At 66.9% G+C, this 23264-nt stretch carries 20 protein-coding genes and 1 tRNA gene; 11 read left to right on the forward strand and 10 right to left on the reverse strand.

The genetic code is table 11. The features are described from left to right. Positions 1 to 74: 74 nt before the first annotated feature. On the forward strand, positions 75 to 1757 hold the full coding sequence (locus AC6JAC_RS18665; RefSeq protein WP_497966008.1) for a phytoene desaturase family protein: 1683 nt from the start codon (positions 75 to 77) through the stop codon (positions 1755 to 1757). Between the two features lie 11 nt (positions 1758 to 1768). Here the strand turns inward: AC6JAC_RS18665 and AC6JAC_RS18670 are convergent, their stop codons facing one another. Together AC6JAC_RS18670 and AC6JAC_RS18675 are read right to left on the reverse strand one after the other, a co-directional pair. Then, the gene (locus tag AC6JAC_RS18670; protein WP_497966010.1) at positions 1769 to 3214 is read right to left on the reverse strand and encodes an MFS transporter; all 1446 of its coding nucleotides are present in this window, start codon (positions 3212 to 3214) and stop codon (positions 1769 to 1771) included. 93 nt (positions 3215 to 3307) lie between these two features. Continuing rightward, entirely contained in the window at positions 3308 to 5497 is a 2190-nt protein-coding gene (locus tag AC6JAC_RS18675; protein WP_347899439.1) for a RecQ family ATP-dependent DNA helicase, read from the reverse strand. 124 nt (positions 5498 to 5621) lie between these two features. On the opposite strand from AC6JAC_RS18675, the gene AC6JAC_RS18680 reads away from it, so the two are divergent. From AC6JAC_RS18680 to AC6JAC_RS18695, 4 genes are all read left to right on the forward strand, one after another. Beyond that, positions 5622 to 7040 carry a phosphomannomutase/phosphoglucomutase gene (locus tag AC6JAC_RS18680; protein ID WP_497966012.1) on the forward strand — a complete coding sequence of 473 codons (1419 nt, stop codon included), beginning with the start codon at positions 5622 to 5624 and terminating at the stop codon, positions 7038 to 7040. Positions 7041 to 7049: 9 nt separating this feature from the next. Then, the gene (locus AC6JAC_RS18685) at positions 7050 to 7520 is read left to right on the forward strand and encodes a hypothetical protein (protein ID WP_497966014.1); all 471 of its coding nucleotides are present in this window, start codon (positions 7050 to 7052) and stop codon (positions 7518 to 7520) included. A gap of 20 nt (positions 7521 to 7540) precedes the next feature. Further along, entirely contained in the window at positions 7541 to 7990 is a 450-nt protein-coding gene (locus AC6JAC_RS18690) for an RrF2 family transcriptional regulator (RefSeq protein WP_454697623.1), read from the forward strand. Between the two features lie 123 nt (positions 7991 to 8113). Further along, on the forward strand, positions 8114 to 9274 hold the full coding sequence (locus AC6JAC_RS18695) for a globin domain-containing protein (protein ID WP_028271061.1): 1161 nt from the start codon (positions 8114 to 8116) through the stop codon (positions 9272 to 9274). Positions 9275 to 9360: 86 nt separating this feature from the next. Here the strand turns inward: AC6JAC_RS18695 and AC6JAC_RS18700 are convergent, their stop codons facing one another. Further along, positions 9361 to 11196, reverse strand: coding sequence for a phosphoenolpyruvate carboxykinase (GTP) (locus AC6JAC_RS18700; RefSeq protein WP_497966017.1), 1836 nt, complete (start codon positions 11194 to 11196; stop codon positions 9361 to 9363). A gap of 278 nt (positions 11197 to 11474) precedes the next feature. On the opposite strand from AC6JAC_RS18700, the gene AC6JAC_RS18705 reads away from it, so the two are divergent. Next, positions 11475 to 11548, forward strand: a tRNA-Arg gene (locus tag AC6JAC_RS18705). A gap of 94 nt (positions 11549 to 11642) precedes the next feature. Here the strand turns inward: AC6JAC_RS18705 and AC6JAC_RS18710 are convergent. Then, positions 11643 to 12371 carry a FadR/GntR family transcriptional regulator gene (locus AC6JAC_RS18710; protein WP_028271063.1) on the reverse strand — a complete coding sequence of 243 codons (729 nt, stop codon included), beginning with the start codon at positions 12369 to 12371 and terminating at the stop codon, positions 11643 to 11645. Between the two features lie 172 nt (positions 12372 to 12543). On the opposite strand from AC6JAC_RS18710, the gene AC6JAC_RS18715 reads away from it, so the two are divergent. The 5 genes from AC6JAC_RS18715 to AC6JAC_RS18735 all read left to right on the forward strand — a co-directional run bounded on the left by AC6JAC_RS18715 (position 12544) and on the right by AC6JAC_RS18735 (position 18067). Beyond that, entirely contained in the window at positions 12544 to 14016 is a 1473-nt protein-coding gene (locus tag AC6JAC_RS18715; protein WP_497966019.1) for a dihydrolipoyl dehydrogenase family protein, read from the forward strand. An 87-nt stretch (positions 14017 to 14103) separates the two neighbouring features. Next, positions 14104 to 14772, forward strand: a complete 669-nt coding sequence (locus tag AC6JAC_RS18720; protein ID WP_497966021.1) for an ABC transporter ATP-binding protein — start codon at positions 14104 to 14106, stop codon at positions 14770 to 14772. Then, entirely contained in the window at positions 14769 to 16805 is a 2037-nt protein-coding gene (locus AC6JAC_RS18725; RefSeq protein WP_497966023.1) for a YhgE/Pip family protein, read from the forward strand. The genes AC6JAC_RS18720 and AC6JAC_RS18725 overlap by 4 nt, the downstream gene beginning before the upstream one ends. Then, the gene (locus tag AC6JAC_RS18730) at positions 16802 to 17419 is read left to right on the forward strand and encodes a TetR/AcrR family transcriptional regulator (protein WP_028271067.1); all 618 of its coding nucleotides are present in this window, start codon (positions 16802 to 16804) and stop codon (positions 17417 to 17419) included. The genes AC6JAC_RS18725 and AC6JAC_RS18730 overlap by 4 nt, the downstream gene beginning before the upstream one ends. Before the next feature lie 24 nt (positions 17420 to 17443). Beyond that, positions 17444 to 18067: a hypothetical protein gene (locus AC6JAC_RS18735; RefSeq protein ID WP_497966025.1), complete on the forward strand. Its 624-nt coding sequence runs from the start codon at positions 17444 to 17446 to the stop codon at positions 18065 to 18067. On the opposite strand, the gene AC6JAC_RS18740 is transcribed toward AC6JAC_RS18735, so the two are convergent. From AC6JAC_RS18740 to AC6JAC_RS18765, 6 genes are all read right to left on the reverse strand, one after another. Continuing rightward, on the reverse strand, positions 17950 to 18969 hold the full coding sequence (locus AC6JAC_RS18740; RefSeq protein WP_454697616.1) for an EamA family transporter: 1020 nt from the start codon (positions 18967 to 18969) through the stop codon (positions 17950 to 17952). The genes AC6JAC_RS18735 and AC6JAC_RS18740 overlap by 118 nt on opposite strands. Before the next feature lie 45 nt (positions 18970 to 19014). After that, positions 19015 to 19758: a hypothetical protein gene (locus AC6JAC_RS18745; RefSeq protein WP_497966027.1), complete on the reverse strand. Its 744-nt coding sequence runs from the start codon at positions 19756 to 19758 to the stop codon at positions 19015 to 19017. Positions 19759 to 19855: 97 nt separating this feature from the next. Then, a complete protein-coding gene (locus tag AC6JAC_RS18750; protein ID WP_028271069.1) occupies positions 19856 to 20383 on the reverse strand; it encodes a SixA phosphatase family protein in 528 nt (175 codons plus the stop codon). A 57-nt stretch (positions 20384 to 20440) separates the two neighbouring features. Beyond that, positions 20441 to 20644, reverse strand: a complete 204-nt coding sequence (locus tag AC6JAC_RS18755) for a dodecin family protein (protein WP_028271070.1) — start codon at positions 20642 to 20644, stop codon at positions 20441 to 20443. 280 nt (positions 20645 to 20924) lie between these two features. Continuing rightward, entirely contained in the window at positions 20925 to 21797 is an 873-nt protein-coding gene (locus AC6JAC_RS18760) for a winged helix-turn-helix domain-containing protein (protein ID WP_028271071.1), read from the reverse strand. Between the two features lie 530 nt (positions 21798 to 22327). Then, positions 22328 to 23167, reverse strand: a complete 840-nt coding sequence (locus AC6JAC_RS18765; RefSeq protein WP_497966030.1) for a hypothetical protein — start codon at positions 23165 to 23167, stop codon at positions 22328 to 22330. Positions 23168 to 23264: the final 97 nt, after the last annotated feature.

Genomic DNA, 23264 nt, shown 5'->3' on the forward strand with positions numbered 1-23264 from the left:
GACCGGGGCCTTTTGCGTTTCTACGGCGGGTTGCGTGTCCGGCTGCGCGCCGGCCGGGGTGGCAGGATGGGCCCATGGCGGAGAACAGCAATCACGACGTGGTCATTATCGGTGGCGGACACAACGGCCTGGCGGCTGCCGCCTATCTGGCCAGGGCCGGACAGGACGTCCTGCTGCTGGAGAAACTGGACCACGCCGGCGGAGCGGCCGTCTCCGCCCGGGCGTTCGACGGCGTCGACGCCCGCCTTTCGCGGTATTCGTACCTGGTGAGCCTGCTGCCGCAGGAAATCATTGACGACCTGGGACTGCGCATCAGGCTGGCGCGGCGCCGCTACTCGTCCTACACGCCGGACCCGGGCAGCCCCGGCCGCGGCCTCCTGATCGACAACGGGGATGCGGCGGCCACGGCGGCGTCCTTCGCATCAGTGGGTGCCCCGGCTGCCGAAGCCGCGGCCTTTGATCGCTTCTATGCGGAGTGCCGGAAGCTCACCGGGGCGCTGTGGCCCACCATGACGTCGCCCCTGCCCACCCGCTCCGAGGCCCGGCAACTCGCTGAAGCCGCCGGTGCCGATGATGTGTGGGAGTCGGTCATCGAGCGGCCCATCGGCGAAGCCATCACCCGCGGCCTGCAAAGTGACCTGGTGCGCGGCGTGGTGCTGACGGATGCGCTGATCGGTACGTTTGCCAGGGCAGACAGCCCGGACCTGCAGCAGAACATCTGCTTCCTGTACCACCTCCTGGGCGGCGGAACCGGAGACTGGGATGTGCCCATAGGCGGCATGGGGACTGTCTCCGGCGAACTGGAGCGGGCCGCCCGCGAGGCCGGCGCCACCATCCTGACCGCCGCCGAGGTGACCCGCGTCCGGCCCGGAGGCACAGTTCATTACCGCCACGACGGCCAGGAACGCTCTGCCTCCGCCGATTGGGTGCTCTCCAACGTGGCTCCCGTGGTGCTGGACCGGCTGCGCTCGCCAGAGCCGATGCCGGGCCCCGGTGCCGCCGCGGGTGCGGGTGCGGGTGCCAGTGCCGGTGCCGCCGCGGCGGCGGCACCTGTGAACCCCAACCACCTCCGCGAGGGTTCACAAGTCAAGGTAAACCTCCTGCTGAAGCGCCTGCCTCAGCTGTTGGACCGCAGCATCAGCCCGGAGGCGGCCTTCGGCGGCACCTTCCACATCAACGAAACCTGGACCCAACTGGACGACGCCTACCGGGCCGCCGAACAGGGAACGGTCCCGGACCCGCTGCCCTGCGAAATCTACTGCCATTCGTTGACCGATCCCAGCATCCTCTCCACGGAGCTGCAGGCCTCCGGCGCCCACACCCTGACGGTCTTCGGACTCCACGTGCCGGACAGGCTGGTCACTGCGGAGAACAACGAGGCGATGCGGACGGCGCTGCAGGCCGCCGTCGTAAAATCCCTCAACTCTGTGCTGGCGGAACCGATCGAGGATCTGCTGCTGACCGGCGCCGACGGAACGCCGTGCATCGAAACCAGGACCACGCTGGATATCCAGCGCGCCGTGGGCATGCCGCGCGGCAACATCTTCCACGGCGGACTCGACTGGCCGTTCATGGAGGACGACGCCCCGCGGGACACTCCCGCCCGGCGCTGGGGCGTGTCCACCGACGATCCCCGCATCCTGCTGTGCGGCTCCGGAGCCCGGCGCGGCGGGGCGGTGAGCGCCATCGGCGGCCACAATGCAGCCATGGCCGTGCTGGAGTCCGAGGCGCTGGAGTCCGAGGGTTTGACGTCCTAGGGTTTGACGTCCTAGGGATTCGCTGGCTTGGGTGCGCCTGAACGCCCGCGGCTGACGTCCGCTCCGGCCTGGCGGTGGAGGGCCAGGCTGTCCGCGGTGCTCAGCAGCATCAGCACCGCGATGGCCAGGAACGCGCCGCGGTACGGAGCAACGGGGTCCGCTCCGAAGGCGCCGGGGGCGGCGAAGAGCCGGAGGAACAAGGCTCCGACGGCGATGCCCGCACCGGCCGCCAGCTGGACGAGTGTGGCCGAAATGGCGTTGGCCGACGGCAGCTGTCCGGGAACGATGTCGGCGTACTGGATGGAGGCGTAGGCCGAGAATCCGATGGAGCGGAACGCGCCGCTGCAGACCAGCAGGGCGAAGATCAGCGGCTCCGGGGTCCCGCCGTCCAGCAGCGCGCACAGGCCAAAAGTGAGGGCCGAGGCAAGGGATGCGAAGACGAGGACGGGCTTGAAACCGAACCTGCGGATCAGCGGCGTGGTTGCGGGTTTGATGCCGATGTTGCCGATGAACACCGCCGCCACCATAACGCCGGCGTGCAGCGGATCCCAGCCGAAGCCGTCCTGGAACATCAGCGGCAGCAGGAACGGAACCGCGCTGATGGTCAGGCGGTATATGAACCCGCCGGTGGACGTTGCGCGGAACGTCCGGGTGCCGAAAACATTCAGCTGGAACAGCGGATTGGTGGTGCGCCGCAACCACAGGACTGCCCCGGCGATAAACACCAGGCCCGCGGCCACGCTGATCGCCCCGAACGGTCCGGAGGGGTGCGCCGTGGCCAGTTCGAGCCCCACCACCAGGGCCCCGACACCGGCCGTCGTCAGCAGCAGCCCCACCCAGTCGAGGCGGCGGGACTGGTCCCCGGCTCCCTGCGGAACCAGGCGAAGGGCCGCAATAAACGCGGCAAGGCCCAGCGGGATGTTAATCAGGAAGATCCAGTGCCAAGACAGGAAGGTGGTTAGCGCCCCGCCCACTAGCGGCGCCAGGACCGGCGCCAGCAGCCCGGGCCACACAAGGTAGGCGGTGGCCCGGAGAAGGTCCTCCTTGGGTGTCCTGCGCAGCACCACGAGCGTGCCCACCGGCACCATCATGGCCCCGCCTGCACCCTGCAGGACACGGCTGACGGTGAGCATGGTGAGGTCCTGGCTCACCGCGCACAGGAACGAGGCGACGGTGAACACCGCAATGGCGGCACAGAAAACACGGCGGGCACCCACGCGCTCGGCCAGCCAGCCGCTGACCGGAATGCCCATGGCCACGGTCATCAGGTAGGCCGTCATGGTGATGTTGACGTCGGCCGGAGCCACGGCGAAGTCTGCCGCGATGCTGGGGATGGCGGTGGTCAGCACGGTGCCGTCCAGGAACTCCATGAAGAACGTGGCTGCAACCAGCAGGGCCAGCCGCGGCTGCCACTCCTGGCGGACAGCCGACGCGGCGCTGCTCTGGGATTCGCTCATGGCTCCTGGCCTGGACTCATTCGCCGATCCTATAGGCGTGCCAGGCACGGTGCCAGAATAAGTCCGCCCCTTACGCGGACCGCCGGAGGGGGCCTACCCGGCCTGTCCCAGCACGAGGGGAAGGACGGCACCGGCACCGGCGCGGCGCAGTGCCCGGCCTGCAACCGTGACCGTCCAGCGGCTGTCCGTAAGGTCATCCACCAACATGATGCTCTGACCCTGGATGCCGGCCATGGCGGCCTCCAGCTCCGGTCCCACAACGAGCCGGTCCCAGACTCCGGCCAGCCGGTAGGCGCTGTTGCCCCCGCGTCCGCCGGTGGGCCCGCCGTGTTCCAGCTGCAGCTGGCCCAGGTAGGGTATGCGGCCGATACCGGAAATTCCGCGCGCCAGCGAATCGACCAGGGCCGGCTTGCTGCGCGACGGAATGCTGACGATGGCTGCCGGGCGTCCGACGCCGCTCCAGCCGGGGCTGCGTCCGTTCCCGGCGCCCCATTCGCGGAGCACCTGCACGCAGGCCTGCAGCATGGCGGGGTCCACCTCGCGGTCCCCCGCGCCGGAGGCAAAGATCTCCCGCAGGGCGCCGCCCCAGCCGAGGTCGGTCAGGCGGGCCAGCACGCGGCCCTCGGCGAGGCTCTCCTCCGGTTTGATCTTGCCCTTGACGGTGACCCCGAGCCGGTCCATGCCGCTGGGCCACTGCAGCCGCGGTTCCAGTGCCATGCCGGCACGGCTGAGCGTCTGGCCGGCCGCTTCTGTGGCCGCGGATGCGATGTCGGACGGGAACCAGCGTCCGGCGCAGTTGTCACAGCGGCCGCACGCACGGGCTGTTTCATCGTCCAGGACGGAGGTGATGTATTCCATCCGGCAGCCGGCGGTGTCCTGGTAGATCACCATGGAGTCCTGCTCGTCCACACGGGCCTCGGCGATGCGGGTGTACCGGTCGGCGTCGTAGCTCCAGGGCTGGCCGGTGGAACGCCAGCCGCCGCCCACCCGCTCCACGGCCCCGTCCACGGACAGGACCTTGAGCAGCAGTTCCAGCGGTGTGCGCCGCAGGTCCACGCGCGCTTCGAGGGCCACTGTGGACACAGCCGAACCGGCCTCGGCCAGCGCGGTCAGGACGGCCGCGGCCTTTTCCTCCGACGGCATGGATGCGGTGGCGAAGTACTGCCAGATGTCACGGTCCTCGGAGCCGGGCAGCAGCAGGACGTCGGCGTTGGCCGCGCCACGCCCCGCGCGGCCTACCTGCTGGTAGTAGGCCACCGGAGACGACGGGGCGCCAAGGTGCACCACGAAGCCCAGGTCCGGTTTGTCGAATCCCATGCCCAGGGCCGACGTGGCCACCAGCGCCTTGACCTGGTTGTCCTTGAGGAGCTGTTCCGCCCGTTCGCGGTCCGCGGGATCGGTGCGGCCGGTGTAGGCGAGGACCTCATGGCCGGCTTCGGCGAGCAGCCGGGCGGTGTCCTCCGCCGCGGAGACCGTCAGGGTATAAATGATGCCGCTGCCGGGCAGGTCCGCCAGATGGGTCAGCAGCCAGCCCAGCCGGTCGCGGGAATCCGCCAGCTGCAGCACGCCGAGCCGGAGCGATTCACGGCCCAGGGCGCCGCGGATGGTCAGCACGCCGTCGCCCAGCTGCTCTTCGATGTCATGGACCACCCGGGAGTTGGCGGTGGCTGTGGTGGCCAGCACGGGGACGGTGTCCGGCAACTGCGTGATGAGGTCCGCGATGCGCCGGTAGTCGGGACGGAAGTCATGGCCCCAGTCGGAGATGCAGTGTGCTTCGTCAATCACCAGGAGCCCGGTGCGGCGGATCAGTTCGGGCAGCTGGTTCTCCCGGAACGACGGGTTGGTGAGCCGCTCCGGGGATACGAGCAGCACGTCCACTTGGTCCGCGGCCAGCTGCTCGCGGACGGTATCCCATTCGAGCTGGTTGGCGGAGTTGATGGCAACTGCACGGACTCCTGCCCGGGCAGCTGCCGCCACCTGGTCCCGCATCAGGGCCAGCAGCGGCGAAACGATCAGCGTGGGACCGGCCCCGCGGCGCCGGAGCAGCAGCGATGCCACAAAATAGACGGCCGATTTTCCCCAGCCGGTGCGCTGCACCACAAGGGCGCGGCGCCCGCCGTCGACCAGTGCTTCAATCGCCTCGAACTGGCCGTCATGGAAGCTGGCCTCGGGATGTCCTACGAGGCCGCGAAGAACTTCCAGGGCCTGGGCATGAGTCCCCTGTCCACCCGCGGGGAGATCGGCGGAAGCGGAAAGGACAGCAGCATTCTGGTTATTGGCCATTGATTCAGTATCCCAGCCCCCTCCGACAGCCGCGAAGCCGGGTACCGGGCCATGTGGACGGCGCGCCCGCGTAATGCAACTACTCCTCCACAGCCATTTTGCGCTTCACCGTAAGATGGAACGCGTGACTAGCGACCAGACAAAGACTTTTGACCTTTCGGCATCGTTCAAGGCCTACGACGTGCGCGGCATTGTGGGCGAGTCAATCACCGCCGAAATCGTCGAAGCCGTAGGCGCCGCATTCGTGGATGTCCTGAAGCTCGAGGGCCAGACGGTCCTGGTGGGCGGCGACATGCGCCCCTCCTCCCCCGAGTTCAGCAAGGCATTCGCCAACGGTGCGGCCACCCGCGGAGCCAACGTCCAGCTGCTGGACCTCATCTCCACCGACGAGCTCTACTACGCCTGCGGTGCGCTCAAGGCCGCAGGGGCAACGTTCACCGCCAGCCACAACCCCGCCGAATACAACGGCATCAAGATGTCCAAGGCCGGCGCCCAGCCCATTTCGTCGGAATCCGGCCTGAAGGAAATCCAGGCCCGCGCGGAGGACTACCTCCACGCCGGCTCCATCCCGGCCGCAGGCAAGCGCGGCCTCATCGGGGTTCACGATGTCCTGAAGGATTACTCCGAATACCTCCGCAAGCTGGTGGACCTCAAGGGATCCCGCCCGTTGAAGGTGGTAGTCGACGCCGGTAACGGCATGGCCGGCCTGACCACCCCGGCGGTCCTCGGCGACGCCCTGCTGCCCAAGCTGCCGTTCGACATCATTCCCCTCTACTTCGAGCTGGACGGGTCCTTCCCGAACCACCCGGCCAACCCGCTCGAGCCGGAGAACCTCCTGGACCTGCAGGCCGCCGTCGTCGAACACGGTGCGGACATCGGGCTGGCCTTCGACGGCGACGCCGACCGCTGCTTCGTCATCGACGAGAAGGGCAACCCCGTGTCGCCGTCGGCCATCACCGGCATGGTGGCCCGCCGCGAGATCGCCCGCGCCAAGGCCCAGGGCGAGGAAACGCCCACCATCATCCACAACCTGCTGACCTCCAAGGCGGTGCCGGAACTCGTGGCGCACGACGGCGGCCGCGCCGTCCGCACGCGCGTGGGCCACTCGTTCATCAAGGCAGTCATGGCAGAGGAAGGCGCCGTCTTCGGCGGCGAGCACTCCGCGCACTTCTACTTCCGCGATTTCTGGAACGCGGACACCGGCATGCTCGCCGCGATGCACGTCCTGGCCGCCCTCGGTGAGCAGGACCGTCCGCTGTCCGAACTCGGTCACGAGTACGAGCCCTACATTTCCTCCGGCGAAATCAACTCCGAAATCGAGGACAAAGCCGGCGCCGTCGAGCGGGTCCGCGCCGATTTTGCCGGTGAAGACGTCGACGTCGACATGCTGGACGGCAGCACCTTCACGGCCCGCGACGGCAGCTGGTGGTTCAACCTGCGCCCTTCCAACACCGAACCGTTCCTCCGCCTTAACGCCGAGGCCACGGACCGGCCCACCATGGAACGCATCCGCGACCGCGTGCTTGCCCTGGTCAACGGCTAGGCCGCCCGCATGACTGAACGTTCCGGCACGTCCTGGCGGGACACGGTGCCAGAAGCTACGGCCACCGACCTGGAAAACCTGCTGGGCACCGGCGTCGGCGCTGCCCAGGAGCAGCTGGGGCGCAACGGCGGTTTCCTGCCGTTCGCCCTGGTGGTGGAGAACGACGGCGAGGTCCGCCTGGTCGCCGTCACTCCGGCTGACGCTGAGGACGGTGCCGAGGGCGACTTCGACGCCGATACGATGATCAGCGACCTCACGGAACTGCTCCGGCAGAACCGGGACGACTTCCGGGCCGCGGCGGTGGTCTGTGACATCACCCTGCTGGAAGAAGCCACGGACGCCATCCACGTGGCGGCCGAGCACCGTGACGGATCTGTTTTCGCCGCGGTGCTGCCCTACGAGCCCAACGCCGAGTCACACGAATGGGAGTTCGGACAGCTTGCAGCTGATTCCAGCGAACCCGCGATCTGGGTGGACTAGACCTCCAGTGGGTTGCTGACATGAAGATCAATGCGTTCGCGGACGTAAGCCTGCGCGCCATGATGGTGCTCTCGGCGGCCCCGCAGGGCACCTTGCTGACCACGCAGAGCATCGCCGATGCCGTGGGAACGCCCTACAACCATGTCAGCAAGGCCATGGCGAAGCTCCGCGAACTTGGCGTGATCGACGTCGAACGGGGACGTAACGGCGGGTCGCGGCTGAATGACGCCGGACGGCGGGCCACCGTCGGGCAGCTCCTGCGGCAGTTGAATACCCGGGCCGATCCGGCCGACTGCCATTCCGTGAATGGCGACTGCCCGCTGATCAACGAATGCAAGCTTCGCGGCGCCCTGGCACGGGCACGCGAGGCTTTCTACCGCGAACTCGACGACATCGTGGTGTCCACCCTCCCCGGTACGCGCCAGATGGCGCCGGTTTTCCAGGCGATCGGGCTGCGCCCCGGGCTCTGATTCCCCGCCGATTTTGAATTCTTTTCTACGACGTGTAGAACTTAGGTATAAATACTCGTATTTCAAATACATGTATTGATCGCGGTCCGGACAAAGACCCGGGCCCTTACCTCAGGAGTATACATGCTCTCGGACAAATCCCGCCCTGTCATTGAGGCCACCCTGCCGCTGGTCGGATCCCGGATCGGCGACATCACCCCCAAGTTCTATGCACGGCTCTTCGGCGCGCACCCGGAACTGCTGGACGGACTGTTCAGCCGTTCCAACCAGCGGTCGGGCAACCAGCAGCAGGCCCTGGCCGGAAGCATCGCCGCTTTCGCCACGCACCTGGTGAACAACCCCGGAACCCTCCCGGAAACCGTGCTTTCCCGGATCGCCCACAAGCACGCCTCCCTGGGCATCACCGAACCCCAGTACCAGGTTGTCTACGAGCACCTCTTCGCCGCCATCGCGGAGGACCTCGCCGAGGTCATCACCCCGGAAATCGCCGAGGCCTGGACCGAGGTCTACTGGCTCATGGCCGACGCCCTCATCAAGATCGAAAAGGGCCTCTACGCCATCCAGGCCAACGACAAGATGTGGACCCCGTGGCGCGTTGCCGCGAAGACGCCCGCCGGCACCGGCGCCATGACCTTCACCCTGGAACCGGCCGACGACACCCCGATCACGCCCGCCCTTCCCGGCCAGTACGTCAGCGTCAAGGTCCAGCTCCCGGACGGCCTGCGCCAGGTCCGCCAGTACTCCCTCTCCGACGACGCCGGCACCAGCCGCACCTTCACCACCAAGCTCGACGACGGCGGCGAGGTCTCCCCCGTGCTGCACAACGGCGTCGAGGTCGGCGACATCCTGGAGATCTCCAACCCGTACGGCGAGATCACGCTCAAGGAGGGCGACGGGCCCGTGGTCCTGGCTTCGGCCGGCATCGGCTGCACGCCCACGGCGTCCATCCTGCGGTCGCTGGCTGAGGCCGGTTCCGACCGCCGGGTACTGGTGCTCCACGCGGAAAGCACGCTGGAAAGCTGGGCCCTGCGCGGGCAGATGACGGACGACGTCGAGCGCCTCGAGGGTGCCGACCTCCAGCTCTGGCTGGAAGAGCCGCAGGCGGGTGCGAACGCCGGCTTTATGTCGCTGCGCGAAGTGGACCTGCCCGCCAATGCCTCGCTGTACCTCTGCGGCCCCCTCCCGTTCATGAAGCACATCCGCAACGAGGCCATTAACGCCGGCATCCCCGCGACGAAGATCCACTACGAAGTCTTCGGCCCGGACATCTGGCTCGCTTCCTAGAGTCAGAGGCGGGAACGACGGCGGCGCCGCACCTTTTCGGAAAAGGTGCGGCGCCGCCGTCGTTGTCTCTGTTTGTCCCCAGCTGATTAGCTGTGGTCCGCCATGCGTTCCTTCAGGCCTTCCAGCTCGGAGCGCAGGGCCTCGGGCAGGGAGTCGCCGAACTTCGCGTACCACTCTTCGATGGAGGCCAGCTCGGCGTCCCACTCCTCGCGGTCGACGCGGACGGCGTCTTCAACGTGGGCGTGGGTCAGGTCCAGGCCGATGAGGTCCAGCGAGTCGCCGGTCGGCACAAAGCCGATCGGGGTCTCAATGGCGTCCGCCTTGCCTTCCAGACGCTCGATGGCCCACTTGAGGACACGGGCATTGTCGCCGAATCCGGGCCAGGCGAATCCGCCGTCGGCGGTGCGGCGGAACCAGTTGACCAGGAAGATGTGCGGCAGGCGCTCCGGGTTGGCCTTGCCTGAGACGCTGATCCAGTGCTTCAGGTAATCGCCTGCGTCGTAGCCGATGAACGGCAGCATGGCCATGGGGTCGCGGCGGAGCACTCCGACCTGTCCGGCAGCGGCGGCCGTGGTCTCCGAGGAGAGTGTGGAACCCATGAAGATGCCGTTGGTCCAGCTGCGCGCCTGGGTCACCAGGGGCACAGTGGTCTTGCGACGGCCGCCGAAGAGGATGGCGGAGAGCTCAACACCCTCGGGGCTGAAGTACTCCTCGGCCAGCATGTCGATCTGCGAGATCGGCGTGCAGAAGCGGGAGTTCGGGTGGGCGGCCGGCTTGTCCGAATCCGGAGTCCAGGAGTTGCCCTGCCAGTCGGTCAGGTGCGCCGGAACGTCGTCGGTCATACCCTCCCACCACACACCGCCGTCGTCCGTGAGGGCAACGTTGGTGAAGATGCTGTGGCCCTTGGCGATGGCGCGCATGGCGTTGGGGTTGGTGCCCCAGCCGGTGCCCGGGGCTACGCCGAACAGGCCCGCCTCCGGGTTGGTGGCGCGCAGTTCGCCTTCCTTGCCGATCCGCATCCAGGTGATGTCGTCGCCAAGGGTTTCGACTTCCCAGCCCTCGATGGTCGGATCGAGCAGGGCGAGGTTGGTTTTGCCGCAGGCCGAGGGGAAGGCCGCGGACATGTAGTACGACTTCTTCTCCGGCGAGGTGAGCTTGAGGATGAGCATGTGCTCAGCGAGCCAGCCCTCGTCCCGGGCCATCACGGAGGCGATGCGCAGGGCGTAGCACTTCTTGCCCAGCAGGGCGTTGCCGCCGTAGCCGGAGCCGAAGGACCAGATGGAACGCTCCTCAGGGAAGTGCACGATCCACTTGTCCGGGTTGCAGGGCCACGCGACGTCGGCCTGGCCGGGGGCCAGCGGGGCGCCCAGGGAGTGCAGGGCGGGAACGAAGAACGCGTTCGTCGCCGTGATCTTGTCCAGCACCTCAGTGCCGATGTTGGCCATGATGCGCATGGAGGCGACAACGTAGGCGCTGTCCGTGATCTCCACGCCGAACTTGGGATCTTCGGCATCCAGGTGGCCCATAACGAAGGGGATGACGTACATGGTGCGGCCGCGCATGCAGCCCGCGAACAGGCCGCGAAGCTTCTGCTTCATTTCGGCCGGTGCCATCCAGTTATTGGTGAAGCCGGCGTCACGCTTGTTCTCGGAGCAGATGAACGTCTGCTCTTCAACGCGTGCCACGTCCGCAGGATCGGAGAACGCAGCGAAGGAGTTCGGGAACAGCTCCTGGTTCAGCCTGGTCAGCGTTCCCGCCGCCACGAGTTCATCCGTCAGCCGGGTGTTCTCTTCTTCCGTTCCGTCAACCCAGTGGATCCGGTCGGGCTGGGTAAGTTCTGCAACCTCTTCGACCCATGCCAGCAGGCCAGCATGTGTGGTGGGTGCTTTCTCAAGCAGCGGCAGTCGTGCGAGATCGCCCATTGCGGTTCCCTTCCTCGGGTTCAGTGGTGTGTCCTAAATGCTAGGGCTCTAGACCACTGCATATTTTGAGTCAGACATGGGATGTCCGGGCGGCAAAAAAGCAAAAACCGCGGAAAATCAAGGAAACAGATCTAGCAATTCACCCCTTTTTGTGAGTAAGGTCACATAGACCGGTCTAGTCGTGCAGATTACACGCGTTTCGATTTGGAACTCCACCGGAACTCGCGTAAAGTAATTCGAGGTTCGGGGGTGAACGAAAAACTCCCGGAGCCGAGAATGCGCCCATAGCTCAGCTGGATAGAGCGTCTGTCTACGGAACAGAAGGTCAGGGGTTCGAATCCCTTTGGGCGCACAGAAGAAGAAAGATCCGCACCGGTTCGCCGGTGCGGATCTTTTTTTGTTTCAGTTTGTTTCAGCTACGGACCGGTGCGGCGCCCTCCGGCTGCCTACTTCTCTATGACCTCGTAGATGCGGTGGCGGATGCCGTCGAAATGGTGGGCAAGCCGTTCAGCGGCCAGCGCCTTGTCCCCGCCTGCCACGGCCTCGTAGATGCGGCGGTGCACTGCCGCCATCTCGCTGAGGTCCTCGGCACCGGTGCCGACCTCCAGATGGATCTGCCGGTACACCTTCCAGAAGACGGCCAGCAGGCTGATCAGCAGGGCGTTGTTGAGCGGCTCGAACAAGCGCCGGTGAAATTCCGCGTCAGCCTCCACAAACGGCTCCCCGGCGGCGGCGAGTTCCTCCATCCGGGTCACGGACTCCTCAACCGCTGCGAGCTGGCCGGCGGTCATCTTGTCCATCGCGCTGCCGATCAGGCCTGATTCCAGCGCCTGACGGACATCCACCAGCTCCAGCGCCTCATCGCCCTTATGCCGCAGCGACAGCCTGCCACGGAATGTCATGCCGTCCGCCAGCGCATCAAAGTTGCTGGGCGCCACGAACATGCCGAATCCGTGGCGGATCTCGACGACGCCGAGCGCCTGCAGGACCTTGAGGGATTCACGAAGGGTATTGCGGCCCACGCCCAGCGCGAGGGCCAGTTCGTTTTCGGTGGGAAGCGGGTCACCCGCCTCAAGCTCGCGCTCCAGGATGAGGTCCATGATGTCCGCCTGCAGAGCGCGGAGCCGGGCCTGGGCGCTGAAGCGCGCCTTCGAAGCGACGCCTGATGTAGTCATGGTTCCCCTAACCGAGTGTCCTGAACCACTGTGCTGAGTGGGTCACAGCAAACAATATTGGATGTCCCACCTTCTGTTAAGTTCCCGCGCTAAACACTGTCCCGGTTCCCCGCGCCCATCCCCTGCGATTCATCCCGCGGATCGGGGCCTTCGCCGGGCGTAGTCTGGTGCCATGACGGCCAGAGTTGAACGAGCATTCGATGTCATTGTGATCGGCGCCGGAGCCGTGGGGGAAAACGTCGCGGACCGCGTGGTCCAGGGCGGCCTGACCGCGGTCATCATCGAGGCGGAGCTGGTGGGCGGCGAATGCTCCTACTGGGCCTGCATGCCGTCCAAGGCGCTGCTGCGCCCTGGGACGGCCCTCCATGGCGCACAGACGGTGCCCGGCGCCGGGGAGGCCGTCACGCGCACCCTGGACGCCTCCGCCGTCCTCAAGCGCCGCGACTATTTCACGTCGAACTGGCAGGATGACGGCCAGGTCAAATGGCTCGAGGACACCGGGATCGAACTGATCAGGGGCCGCGGCCGCCTTACCGGTCCGCGAGCCGTCGAAGTAGCCGGGCGCGACGGTGTCAGCTACCAGCTCGCGGCGAGGCACGCCGTCGTGCTCTGCACCGGTTCTGCCCCCACGGCGCCGCCGGTTGCCGGCCTGGCAGGGCTGGGATATTGGACCACCCGCGAGGCCACGTCCGCACGCAGCATTCCGCGCAGCCTGGTGGTCCTCGGCGGCGGGGTGGCCGGGACGGAGCTGGCGCAGGCTTTCGCCCGGCTGGGCTGCGCCGTGACGCTCGTGGCGCGCGGCGGGCTGCTCAGCATGTATCCCAAGGATGCCGCAGACCTGGTGCTGGCCGGTTTGCGGGCCGACGGCGTGGACGTCCGCCTCAACACCGGCACGGAGCGGGTCAGCAAGGGCGGAGGCGGCTCCTTCACCGTTGACCTGGCCGACGGCGACAGCGTCACGGCTGAACGCCTCCTCGTTGCCACCGGCCGCCACCCTGCGCTGGACGGGCTGGGGCTGGAAACAGTGGGGCTTGGTTCCACCGACGGCAAAGTGCCGCCGCTCCGTACGGACACCACGGGCCTGGTGGCGGGGATCGACGACGGCGACGGCGACGGCAACGGCGACGGCGGCTGGCTCTACGCCGTGGGGGACGCGGCCGGCCGGGTGATGCTGACGCACCAGGGCAAATATTCGGCGCGGGCTACGGGAGATGCCATCGCGGCGCGGGCCAAAGGCGAGCTGAAGGGGGCGCCGGAGCCGTGGAGCCGCTTCGCGCAGACCGCCAACGAGCATGCCGTGCCCAACGTCGTGTTCACCGACCCTGAGCTGGCCAGCGTGGGCCGGTCCGCGGAGCAGGCACAGAAGGACGGCTACCGGGTCTCCTCAGTGGAGCTTCCCATCAGCGTCGCGGGGTCTTCGCTGCATTCGGAACACTACGAAGGCTGGGCCCAGCTGGTGGTGGACGAGGACCGGAAGGTGCTCCTCGGCGCCACCTTCGCCGGCCCGGACGTGGCGGAACTCCTGCACGCCGCCACCATCGCGGTGGTGGGCGAGGTGCCGCTGGACCGGCTGTGGCACGCCGTGCCGTCCTATCCCACGGTCAGCGAAGTGTGGCTGCGCCTGCTGGAGGAGTACGGACTCTGACTGTTTGGTCACACCTCGGTCAATCTATTTGAACTGACCAGTCAGTTTAGTTAGCCTTGTAGCAGACACCCACTGCGAAAGGCTTCCATGCTCTCGGTTCGACAGCTTCACGTGAACGGCCGGCGGGACGATCTGCTCCCTCCCACGTCGCTCCAGGCTCGGCGCGGCGAACTGCTCCTGGTTTCCGGCACGCGCCAGGACCAGAGGACCGCACTGGCACTCACCCTGAGCGGGCGGATGAAGCTCTCCTCCGGCGAGCTCCTGTGGGACGGCCGGGCGAAGACGAAGCACCTCCGGGCGGCCAGCTCGCTCGTGGACGCGCCGGGCGTCAACGAACCGGAACAGCACCTGAGCGTGCGGGATCTCGTCACGGAAGACCTTGCGCTGATCCCGCGGCGCTATCGCGGCGCACTCCTCAGCAAACCGTGGCTCAAGGTCAACCGGTTCGAGGACATCGCCGGCCTCTGGACGGAACAGCTGGCCCCGGCCAAGCGCATCGAACTGCTCACCGCCCTCGCGCTCGCCAACCCGCACACGGACCTTCTGGTGGTGGACTCCCCCGACCGCCATAGCGCGGATCCCGCGGACTGGCTGCCGCGGCTCCGGGAGCTGGCGTACGACGGCGGCCGGCCGCTCGCCGTCGTCGCCACCGTGGCTGCCCTCCCGGAGACCTGGACGGGCCCCGGCGCGGTGATCGGCAACGCTGTGCCGGACAAAGACTCCAGCCCCGAAAACGAAACAGAGGACGCAAAGTGACTGTGCTGCGGCTGGCCCGCTCCGAACTCAAGCGCATGACCGGCGGGCTGCTGCCCAAGCTGACCATCCTTGCCCTGACCATGGTTCCGCTCCTGTACGGCGCGGTATATCTGTATGCCAACTGGGATCCGTACAGCAACCTGGACCAAATCGATGCGGCCCTGGTGGTGGAAGACACCGGCGCCACCTCCAGCGACGGAACGCAGCTGCAGGCGGGCCGGACCGTGGCGGACAGCCTGGTGGACGGGCACGTGTTCAACTGGCAGTCCGTGGATTCCGCCGAGCAGGCTGACCAGGGCGTCAGCAGCGGCAAGTATGCCTTCGCCCTCAAGATTCCAAAGGATTTCTCCGCCAACCTCGTCTCCCCCGGCAGCTTTGACGCCGCCAACCAGGCCATGCTCAACGTGACCACCAACGACGCCAACAACTACCTCCTGAGCACCATCGTGGACAAGCTGACCACGGTCGTCCACTCAAGCGTGGCCAAGGAAGTGGGCGAGGAAACCGCCAACCAGCTGCTCACCGGCTTCGGCACCATCCACACCCAGATGGTCAAAGCCGCCGACGGCGCCGGCCAGCTTTCTGACGGCGTGACCAGGCTCCGCGACGGCACGGTCACCCTGCATGACGGCACCTCGCAGCTGAGCGCCGGCGTCGGCGAGCTCTATGCCGGACAGCTCAAGCTGCGCGACGGCGCCACCCAGCTGGACGCCGGCGCGGCCCGGCTCAGCGACGGACTCGGGCAACTGAAAGATAAGACAGCCTCGCTCCCCGCAGACTCACAAAAGCTGGCCGACGGTGCCGCGCAGGTCGCAGCCGGAAACGCCACGTTGAACACCAAGGTGCAGGACGTCGTCGGTCAATTGAACGCCGCGGACCAGGGGCTGCGGAACCGTGTGGTGGAGTCAAACGGCAGGCTGCTGGCCGCCGGAATCATCACCCAGGCGCAGGCGGACAGCATCCTCGCGGACTTCGACGCAGCAGCAGCCTCCGGGCCGGTGGCTGACGCCAAGGCGAAGATCCAGTCCGACGCCGCGCAGATCCAGCAGCTCGCGGACGGCTCCGCCGCCGTCAGTGCCGGTGCCGCCAAACTGGCAGCGGCCACGCCGGCCCTGACCGGCGCCATCGCCCAGGCGTCCGCCGGCGCGGACCAGCTCCATACCGGGACTTCTGCCTTGGCGGCCGGCGAACAAAGTGCCGTTGACGGCACCGCGAAGCTCGCCGAAGGTGCCGGCGCGCTCGACGGCGGTGCGGCACAGCTTGAGGACGGCGCCGCCACGGCCGCCAGCGGGGCAGGCACCCTTGCCTCGGAACTGGCCAAGGGGGCCGGCCAGGTGCCCAACCCCGATGACGCGCAGAAGAGCAGCCTGTCCAAGGTGATGGCCGATCCCGTGGCCGTCAGCAATATCTCGCAGGCGAAAGCCGGGTCCTACGGGGCAGGCCTGGCGCCCTTCTTCCTTACCCTTGCCCTCTGGATCGGCATCTTCATGCTGATCCAGGCCATGCGGCCCATTACGCAGCGGGCACTGGCGTCCAACGCGCCGTCATGGAAGATCGCCCTGGGCGGCTGGCTGCCGTTCCTCGCCGTCTCGGTCGTCCAGGCGAGCCTGCTTACCCTGGTGGTGGACGTGGCGCTGGGCCTCAACCCCGCCCACCCGGTGCTGATGTGGCTGTTCATGCTGGCGGCCGCGATGGCGTTCAGTGCCATCATCCAGGGCGTCGTCGCACTGCTTGGGTCCCCGGGGAAGCTGGTGGTGCTGATCCTGCTGGTACTCCAGCTGGTGTCATCCGGCGGCACCTTCCCCTGGCAGACCACTCCCCCGCCCCTGCACGTGGTGCACGAGATCCTCCCCATGGGCTACGTGGTGACCGGCATGCGGCACCTGATCTACGGCGCGGACCTGTCCATGATCCTGCCAACCGTGGCGGGCCTGTTTGGCTACACTGTGCTGGGGGCCGCGCTGTCAACGCTGGCCGTCCACAAGCACAAGTTCTGGACCTTGAAGTCCCTGAAACCGGAGATCGCCGTATGAGCATGCAGGAAGCCGGCGAAAAGAAGCTCCGGCCGGCCCGTACGAATGCCACCAAGCAGAAGTTGTTCGATGCCTCCATGGAGCTGATCGGAGAGCGTGGCGCGGCCGGGGTCACCGTGGACGAGATCGCGGCGGCAGCCGGCGTCTCCAAAGGCACCGTGTACTACAACTTCGGCAGCAAGTCAGATCTGATCGCCCAGCTGCTGCGCCACGGCGTGGACATCCTGCATGCCCGGCTGCTGAGCGTGCAGGACTCCTCTGCCGATCCGTTGGCGGCCATGGACGGAATGATCGGCCAGGCCATGGACTTCATGGCCGAGTACCCGTCCTTTGCCCGGCTTTGGGTCAGTGAGAACTGGCGGATTCCCAGCGAATGGCAGGACACCTTTGCCGAGCTCCGCGGCCGCCTCCTCGAAGTGATCGGCGCCGCCATCGAGCGCGTCGCGGCGCAGTACCCCGTGGATGAATCCATCTCTCGGGGCAGCCTGGAAACGGCCATCTTCGGCGCCTGCTTCGTGGTGGGCCTGGACCGCCAGACCTACAACCCCGAACGCACCCGCGAACAAAGTGTTGCGGCCATTATGGCAATCATGCGTGGCTACGTCCGGAAGTAGCCCGCATCGGGGAAGATTAGTCACATGCGCCACATGGGTAACAGCGGAAGGACAGCCATCGTTGCGGCTTTCGCCGCTGCGGTCCTCCTGGTGCTCTCCGCGATCACGCTTGAAGAGGCCGTGCTGTACACGTTCCTCGGGGCCGTGGCGGTGGGATACCTTGCCTCGGTCATCCAGGTGGTGGCCCGGGGACGCAACCTGGCCCTCCTGGCGGGAGGCGTCGGGACCAGCCTGTTCATCGGGTTCGCCATCGCCTTCCTCCGCATGTGGGGACTGGCGTTCACGGCCGAGCCGGACTCGCTGGGAGCGGCTGTCACCACCCAGGACTCCGACATCTACTTCTACCTCGCCGCTGTTTCCGGCGTCGGAACGCTCCTGGTGCTCTTCGCCGGCGCTGTGTGGCCGGCCGGCAAGCGGCTCCGGTCCGGCCGCGATCAGTCCGGGCGCACGCAGCCGGTCCGGCGCAAGCCCGCAACCGCTGCCCGGCGGCCAGCGGCCCGGCAGACGCCCCGTCCGGCCGCGGGCACCACTTACGGGCGCGTCCCCGCGTCCCGTTCAGGTGCCGTCCGCGCTCCGGCGGCCAAGCGGGCCCCGTCGGCGGCGGCCAAGTCGCCTAAATCCCCGGCAAAGGCCGCATCACGGCGTTGAGCATGCCATCGTCGCTGGCCCGGGGTGGCCCCGTTCCGGCCCGGCCGGAGTACGGCGATAGCAACCCCGGCCAGCAGGAGGAGTCCGCCAGCCACCTCGGCCGGTGAAGGGACCTCGCCCAGGACCAGCCACGCCGTCGTCATTCCCACCACCGGGACAAGCAGGGTGAAGGGAACCACCGCCGACGACGGATACATGCCCAGGAGCCAGTTCCAGATTCCGTAACCCACCAGGGACCCGAGGACTGCCGTGTAGATGGCGCTCAGGATGGTGACCACTTGCAGGCCGGCCAGGGTCCCGCCCACGGCGGCCGGGCCGTCGATCAGCAGTGAGAGGCCGATCAGGGGCAGCGGAACCACCGCACCGGACCATACAACGAGCCCCAGGCCGGAGGATGCCCTGGCCTGCCGGGCAATGATGTTGCCGGCCGCCCAGGACAGCGCCGCCGCCAGGACAATGATCAGGGGAAGGACAGGGGCGACCATGCTGCGGCCCACTGCCACCACCGCGAGGCCGGCCACCCCGAGGACGACGCCGGTGAACTGCCTGCCGCTGGGACGTTCCCCCAGGATTCCGGCAGCCAGCAGAACGGTAAGCAACACCTGCGCCTGGAGTACCAGGGAGGCCAGCCCTGCAGGCATGCCCAGCGCCATGGCCAGGTAGAGGAGCCCGAATTGTCCGGCACTCATGAAGAGGCCGACGCCGAGGATGGCCCGCCAACTGACAGCGGGCCTGCGGATGAAGAAGATCCAGGGGAAGACAACCAGGATGAAGCGCATGGCTACAAAAAGCAGGGGCGGCACTTCCATGCCGTCTGCGTGCAGGCCAAGGTCGATCGCAACGAAATTGGCGCCCCACAGGACGGCCACAAGGACCGCCAGTGCGGAATGTCGAAAGTTCATTCTGCGGGCTGCGGGTTCAGGAAGTCCGTGTCACCGGCCGCGTTCTCAGAGATTCCGGGGCCGCTCTCCGGGAGTCCCGTCCCCACGGCGGTCAGGCACGTCGTCGCCACGGGCCGAGTCGCGGTCGGCAACGTCGCGCTCCGTCGCATCACGGTCGGCAGCCTCACGCTGGCGAGGTGTGCCCGTCTCAGGTGTGCCCGTCTCAGGTGTGCCCGGCTCGGTGGTGTGCGGTTGAGCGGTGCGCGGTTCAGTGGTACCGGGTGCGGCGGGGACGGCGTCCCCGCGCCCGCGGGTTCCGGCTTCGGCGCGCGTCTGCGGCTCGGCAGGTGTGGTCTCAACGTGCCGGTCGGCGTCGTGCCGGTCCGCGTCATGGCGATCGGTGTCATGGCGGTCCGTGTCGTGACGGTCGGCATCGTGCCGGTCCGAGTCGTGCCGGTCGGCATCGGGCCGCTCAGCGGTGACTACGTCCGGATCAACCTCGTCGGCTTTACGCAGCTGCTCCTGCGACGAGGCCCGGACGCGTTCGGCTTCTGCTTGCTTCTCGCGGGCGTCGCGGCGCAGGCGCTCTGCCTCGACTTCGGCCTGCTTGGCGTCGGCTTCGGCACGTGCTGCTTTGGCCTCGCGTTCCCGCGCTCCAAGCTCGTCGGCCATGGCTTTTTCACGGATCTCCGCGGCCCGGTTCCGGTCCGCCTCCAGCTTGCGCTTCCGGTTGAAGAACAGCACCGCGGCAATGATCGCAGCCACCACCACGACACCGATAATGATCCCCACAAGCTGTCCTGAGTCCACGTTGTTCTCCTCTTAACCGGGGCACTGATGAATATCTCCAGTAAACATCACAAACCCCGCACTGGCCATGAACCGCACGCCAGCGGGCAGGGTTTTCCTAATGCGCCCGGGGCACCTTGAACCGCGTAAGCCGGGCGTCCTGGCCGTCCAGTTCAGCCCAGGTTTTTTCCGTTTCCAGCACGGTCAGTCCGCTGGTGGGAAACCGGGTGGCGGCGTCCATGTAAGCGTCGTGGTTGGAATCGCGGGACGCCAGGTGCATGGCAAGGTCCTGGACGCCGGGCATGTGGGAGATCACCATCAGCGTGGTCACGGTGTCCGGGACATGGTTGATGACCTTCAGCATGCGCAACGCGGAGGCGCCGTAGAGGCCGTCCTCGAGTTTCGGCGTCGGGGCTTGGTCCCCCAGTTCAGCGCACACCCACGTGCACGTCTGCCGGGTCCGGAGCGCGCTGGAGCAGAGGATGAAATCGGGAATCACTCCGTGCTTGCGCAGCCATTTGCCGGCCAGCGGAGCTTCACGGTGTCCGCGCTCTTCCAGCGGACGCTCGTGGTCCGGCACGCCTCCGGGCCAGTCTGCCTTGGAGTGCCGCATGAGGATCAAACGCCTGATGTGATGCTCGCTCATGCATCAATCCTAGTGCGGCGGCCCTGCCCCGCAGGGCACGGCCGCCCTGCAAAGGGTTTAGTCGTCCAGGACGAAGGTCACTTCCAGCACGACGTGCCAGGCGACGACGGCGCCGTCAGCGATTTCGACTTTCTGCTCCTTGACCCACGCCCCCGTGACACCCCGAAGTGTCTTGTTGGCGCGTTCGATGCCCTCCTTGATGGCGGCATCAAACGACGTCTTGGAATTTGCGCTCAGGGTGGTAATGCGTGCTACAGACATAGTTCCTCCTGATAGTCGGATAAACGATCAGAGCCTACGCCGCCGGACCCCAGGCCAACAGGGCCATTGGGCCATATGAACTAAGCCGCGGAGGCACATACACAGAGGTCCGAACGCGCAAAGAGCCGTCCAGCCAAGTGAGGGCGCTGCAGCGTAGCGGCACATCCCGAAAGCGCCGTTGTTGCGTGAGGAACGAGCGCAGGCGCCGAGGGATCGTGCCGCGAAAGCGAAAGCGCCCGTCCCCAGTCAAGGGAACGGACGCTTTGCGCAGACCTAAAGACTAGATGGAGTATTCCGGAGCGGCCCAGACCACAACTTCAGGGTGCTCGTAGAACCGGTAGCCCTGGCCGCGGACGGTGCGCACGGTGTTGGCGAGGCGGCCCAGCTTGGAGCGGAGGCGGCGGATGTGGACGTCGATGGTCCGCTCGTTGGGAACCTCTTCGGCGTTGCGCCACAGGCCCTCGAGGAGTTCGTCGCGGCCCACGGTGCGGGTGCCGTTCTCCACGAGGTAGTTGAGGAGCTCGAACTCCTTGAACGTGAGGTTCAGGGATTCGCCGTCAAGGTGGACCTCGCGGCGGGCCAGGTCGATGAGGACGCCGGACGGACGGGGATCCTGCGGCTGCGGCAGCCGGGTGGTCTCGGTGCGCTGGCGGGAGTTGACGGTGGGGTCACCGAAGGTAGACCGAACGACGTCGAGCGCGGAACCCGGGGCGCTGGCAGGGGCAACCGCCACCGCGGCGTAGCTCTCCGCGCCGGAGACGAGGGACTGGGCGTAGGCACGGATTTCCTGGGCAAGCTTGGCAATTGAGGTGCCGGCTGCTGCAGCGGTTTCCTCATCGATTCCCATGTAGAGCACAAATCCACGGGCAACATTTTCGTTGGCGACGGGGCGGACGGCGCTGCCGTTGGCCGGGGCGATCACCGGGGTGGGCGCCGTCTGGGGAGCGGACTCGGCGGCGGGAACAGCGCGGAGCTGGCCGTACGAGTTCGGGTTGTAGCCCTGCGGCGCATAGCCGGGGGCCGGGAAGCTGTTGCCGGGGGCTGCCGGGGCGAACGCCGGACGGGCACCGAAGCCCTGGCGGAGGCCGGAAGGCTGGCCGCCCTTGTTGGCGTTTCGGACGGAGATGTGGACGTATCCAGATGCAACTGACATGGAATGCTTACCTCAATGTGAATGGCCGTCATCGCGGCTCGAATGCTGGCTTTCCCCGCAATGAGATCTGGGGAGGGGCGCCCGACGCTGGGCTAGGGGCGAATGCCTAAAAACTTCTCGGGGTGGGAAAGTTAGGCGTGCATTCGACAACAGCGCATGTCTTCGCCAGCGGGTGGGCTGGTCCAGGATTCTGCGGCTGCAGGTGCTGTTGAGTTCTTGTTCACAATTGAAGTGTGCAACGTAACAATGAAAACTTGCAAGTAACAATGGACGGAATCGTCCGCATCGTGAGACAAAAGCCCACATTGTGGCCCAAATCACGATTCTGAAATGCCAATAAAATAACAGGTGTTTTTCAGAACGATCGATCGGAATTCCCAAAATTCCGAATTTTCTTCTTCAAAACGAACCTTTTCGGCACAAAAATTCAGCCCGTACCGTATTGCTGAAATACCAACGCTCCCTAGTGGCACATGTCCAGCCCCTGGCCGGGCCCAGCAGAAAAATTCCTGCCCGCGCAGCATGCCAGGTCAGTTTGACTGCCCGGCGAGCGTCGCGGCCACCAGCTGGACGGACTCCGCAGGGAAGCTGTCACCATCCTTTGCGGCAACTATCCTTACCATGGCACCGGACACGATATCGGCCACGGTCAGTGTGCTGGCGGACGTCCCGCCAGCCTGTTGACGCCGTTGTTGCTGATTGCTCACCGCCACGTCCGAATCCAGTGAATAGGTGCGGCTGAACCCGTCGGTGCTCTTGACAGTCACGGCGCCGGAACTGATCTCCGTGACCGTCCCCTGCTGTTCAACTTTGGTGACGTAGGCGCCGTCCTGGAGGATGACGTACTCGGAGTGGACGGCGGCAGATACTCCGCTGCCCATTCCACCGAGGCCTTCCGGGGCGAAGTTTCCGGGACCGCCGCCCTGGGCCGGCATCCCGCCGTCGGCAAACCCGCCCTGCGCCCCGCCACGGGCGCCCGGCAGCGTTTCCTGCAATGCGCCTGCGTCGGCCGTGCCGTCGGCGGCGTCGGCCGACGCGGAACTGGTCGTCAAGGCATAGATTCCCACGCCGGCCCCGCCCGCAAGGACAGCCGCCGCTCCGGCCACCACCACCCCGCGCTTCATGGTCCACGGTTTCGAAGTGCCGTCCGGGGTAGGCCAGCCGCCGGGCTGCCCGGGCGAGCCCCATCCGGCTGCCGGCGGGAAACCGGAGACAGCGGCCGACGACGGCGTTCCCCACCCACCGCCCTGCCCGCCACCCGCGGGGCTGCTGGCAAGGCCGCGCACAGCGCTGGCATCCTGAAGCGGCTTGCCTTCCGTTGTCCCGTCAGCATCGCTCTCCGGTACAGGCGCGGGGTGGTTGTTGTTCATGGCGTTCTCCTGGTGCAGGGGGCTTGGTCCACTCCAGACTCCGAAGGGTTCCTGTGCGGGGCCTGTGCGGGACAAGAGGTCAAGCTGTGACCTTTCC

It is taken from the genome of Arthrobacter sp. KUASC02, assembly GCF_059739395.1.

Coding starts and splice junctions, on each gene's coding strand:
- AC6JAC_RS18690 (WP_454697623.1), top strand. CDS start 7,541: ATGAAGATCAATGCGTTCGCGGACGTAAGCCTGCGCGCCATGATGGTG.
- AC6JAC_RS18670 (WP_497966010.1), bottom strand. CDS start 3,214: ATGAGCGAATCCCAGAGCAGCGCCGCGTCGGCTGTCCGCCAGGAGTGG.
- AC6JAC_RS18715 (WP_497966019.1), top strand. CDS start 12,544: ATGACGGCCAGAGTTGAACGAGCATTCGATGTCATTGTGATCGGCGCC.
- AC6JAC_RS18760 (WP_028271071.1), bottom strand. CDS start 21,797: ATGTCAGTTGCATCTGGATACGTCCACATCTCCGTCCGAAACGCCAAC.
- AC6JAC_RS18675 (WP_347899439.1), bottom strand. CDS start 5,497: ATGGCCAATAACCAGAATGCTGCTGTCCTTTCCGCTTCCGCCGATCTC.
- AC6JAC_RS18685 (WP_497966014.1), top strand. CDS start 7,050: ATGACTGAACGTTCCGGCACGTCCTGGCGGGACACGGTGCCAGAAGCT.
- AC6JAC_RS18710 (WP_028271063.1), bottom strand. CDS start 12,371: ATGACTACATCAGGCGTCGCTTCGAAGGCGCGCTTCAGCGCCCAGGCC.
- AC6JAC_RS18665 (WP_497966008.1), top strand. CDS start 75: ATGGCGGAGAACAGCAATCACGACGTGGTCATTATCGGTGGCGGACAC.
- AC6JAC_RS18720 (WP_497966021.1), top strand. CDS start 14,104: ATGCTCTCGGTTCGACAGCTTCACGTGAACGGCCGGCGGGACGATCTG.
- AC6JAC_RS18730 (WP_028271067.1), top strand. CDS start 16,802: ATGAGCATGCAGGAAGCCGGCGAAAAGAAGCTCCGGCCGGCCCGTACG.
- AC6JAC_RS18765 (WP_497966030.1), bottom strand. CDS start 23,167: ATGAACAACAACCACCCCGCGCCTGTACCGGAGAGCGATGCTGACGGG.
- AC6JAC_RS18755 (WP_028271070.1), bottom strand. CDS start 20,644: ATGTCTGTAGCACGCATTACCACCCTGAGCGCAAATTCCAAGACGTCG.
- AC6JAC_RS18700 (WP_497966017.1), bottom strand. CDS start 11,196: ATGGGCGATCTCGCACGACTGCCGCTGCTTGAGAAAGCACCCACCACA.
- AC6JAC_RS18695 (WP_028271061.1), top strand. CDS start 8,114: ATGCTCTCGGACAAATCCCGCCCTGTCATTGAGGCCACCCTGCCGCTG.
- AC6JAC_RS18740 (WP_454697616.1), bottom strand. CDS start 18,969: ATGAACTTTCGACATTCCGCACTGGCGGTCCTTGTGGCCGTCCTGTGG.
- AC6JAC_RS18735 (WP_497966025.1), top strand. CDS start 17,444: ATGCGCCACATGGGTAACAGCGGAAGGACAGCCATCGTTGCGGCTTTC.
- AC6JAC_RS18750 (WP_028271069.1), bottom strand. CDS start 20,383: ATGAGCGAGCATCACATCAGGCGTTTGATCCTCATGCGGCACTCCAAG.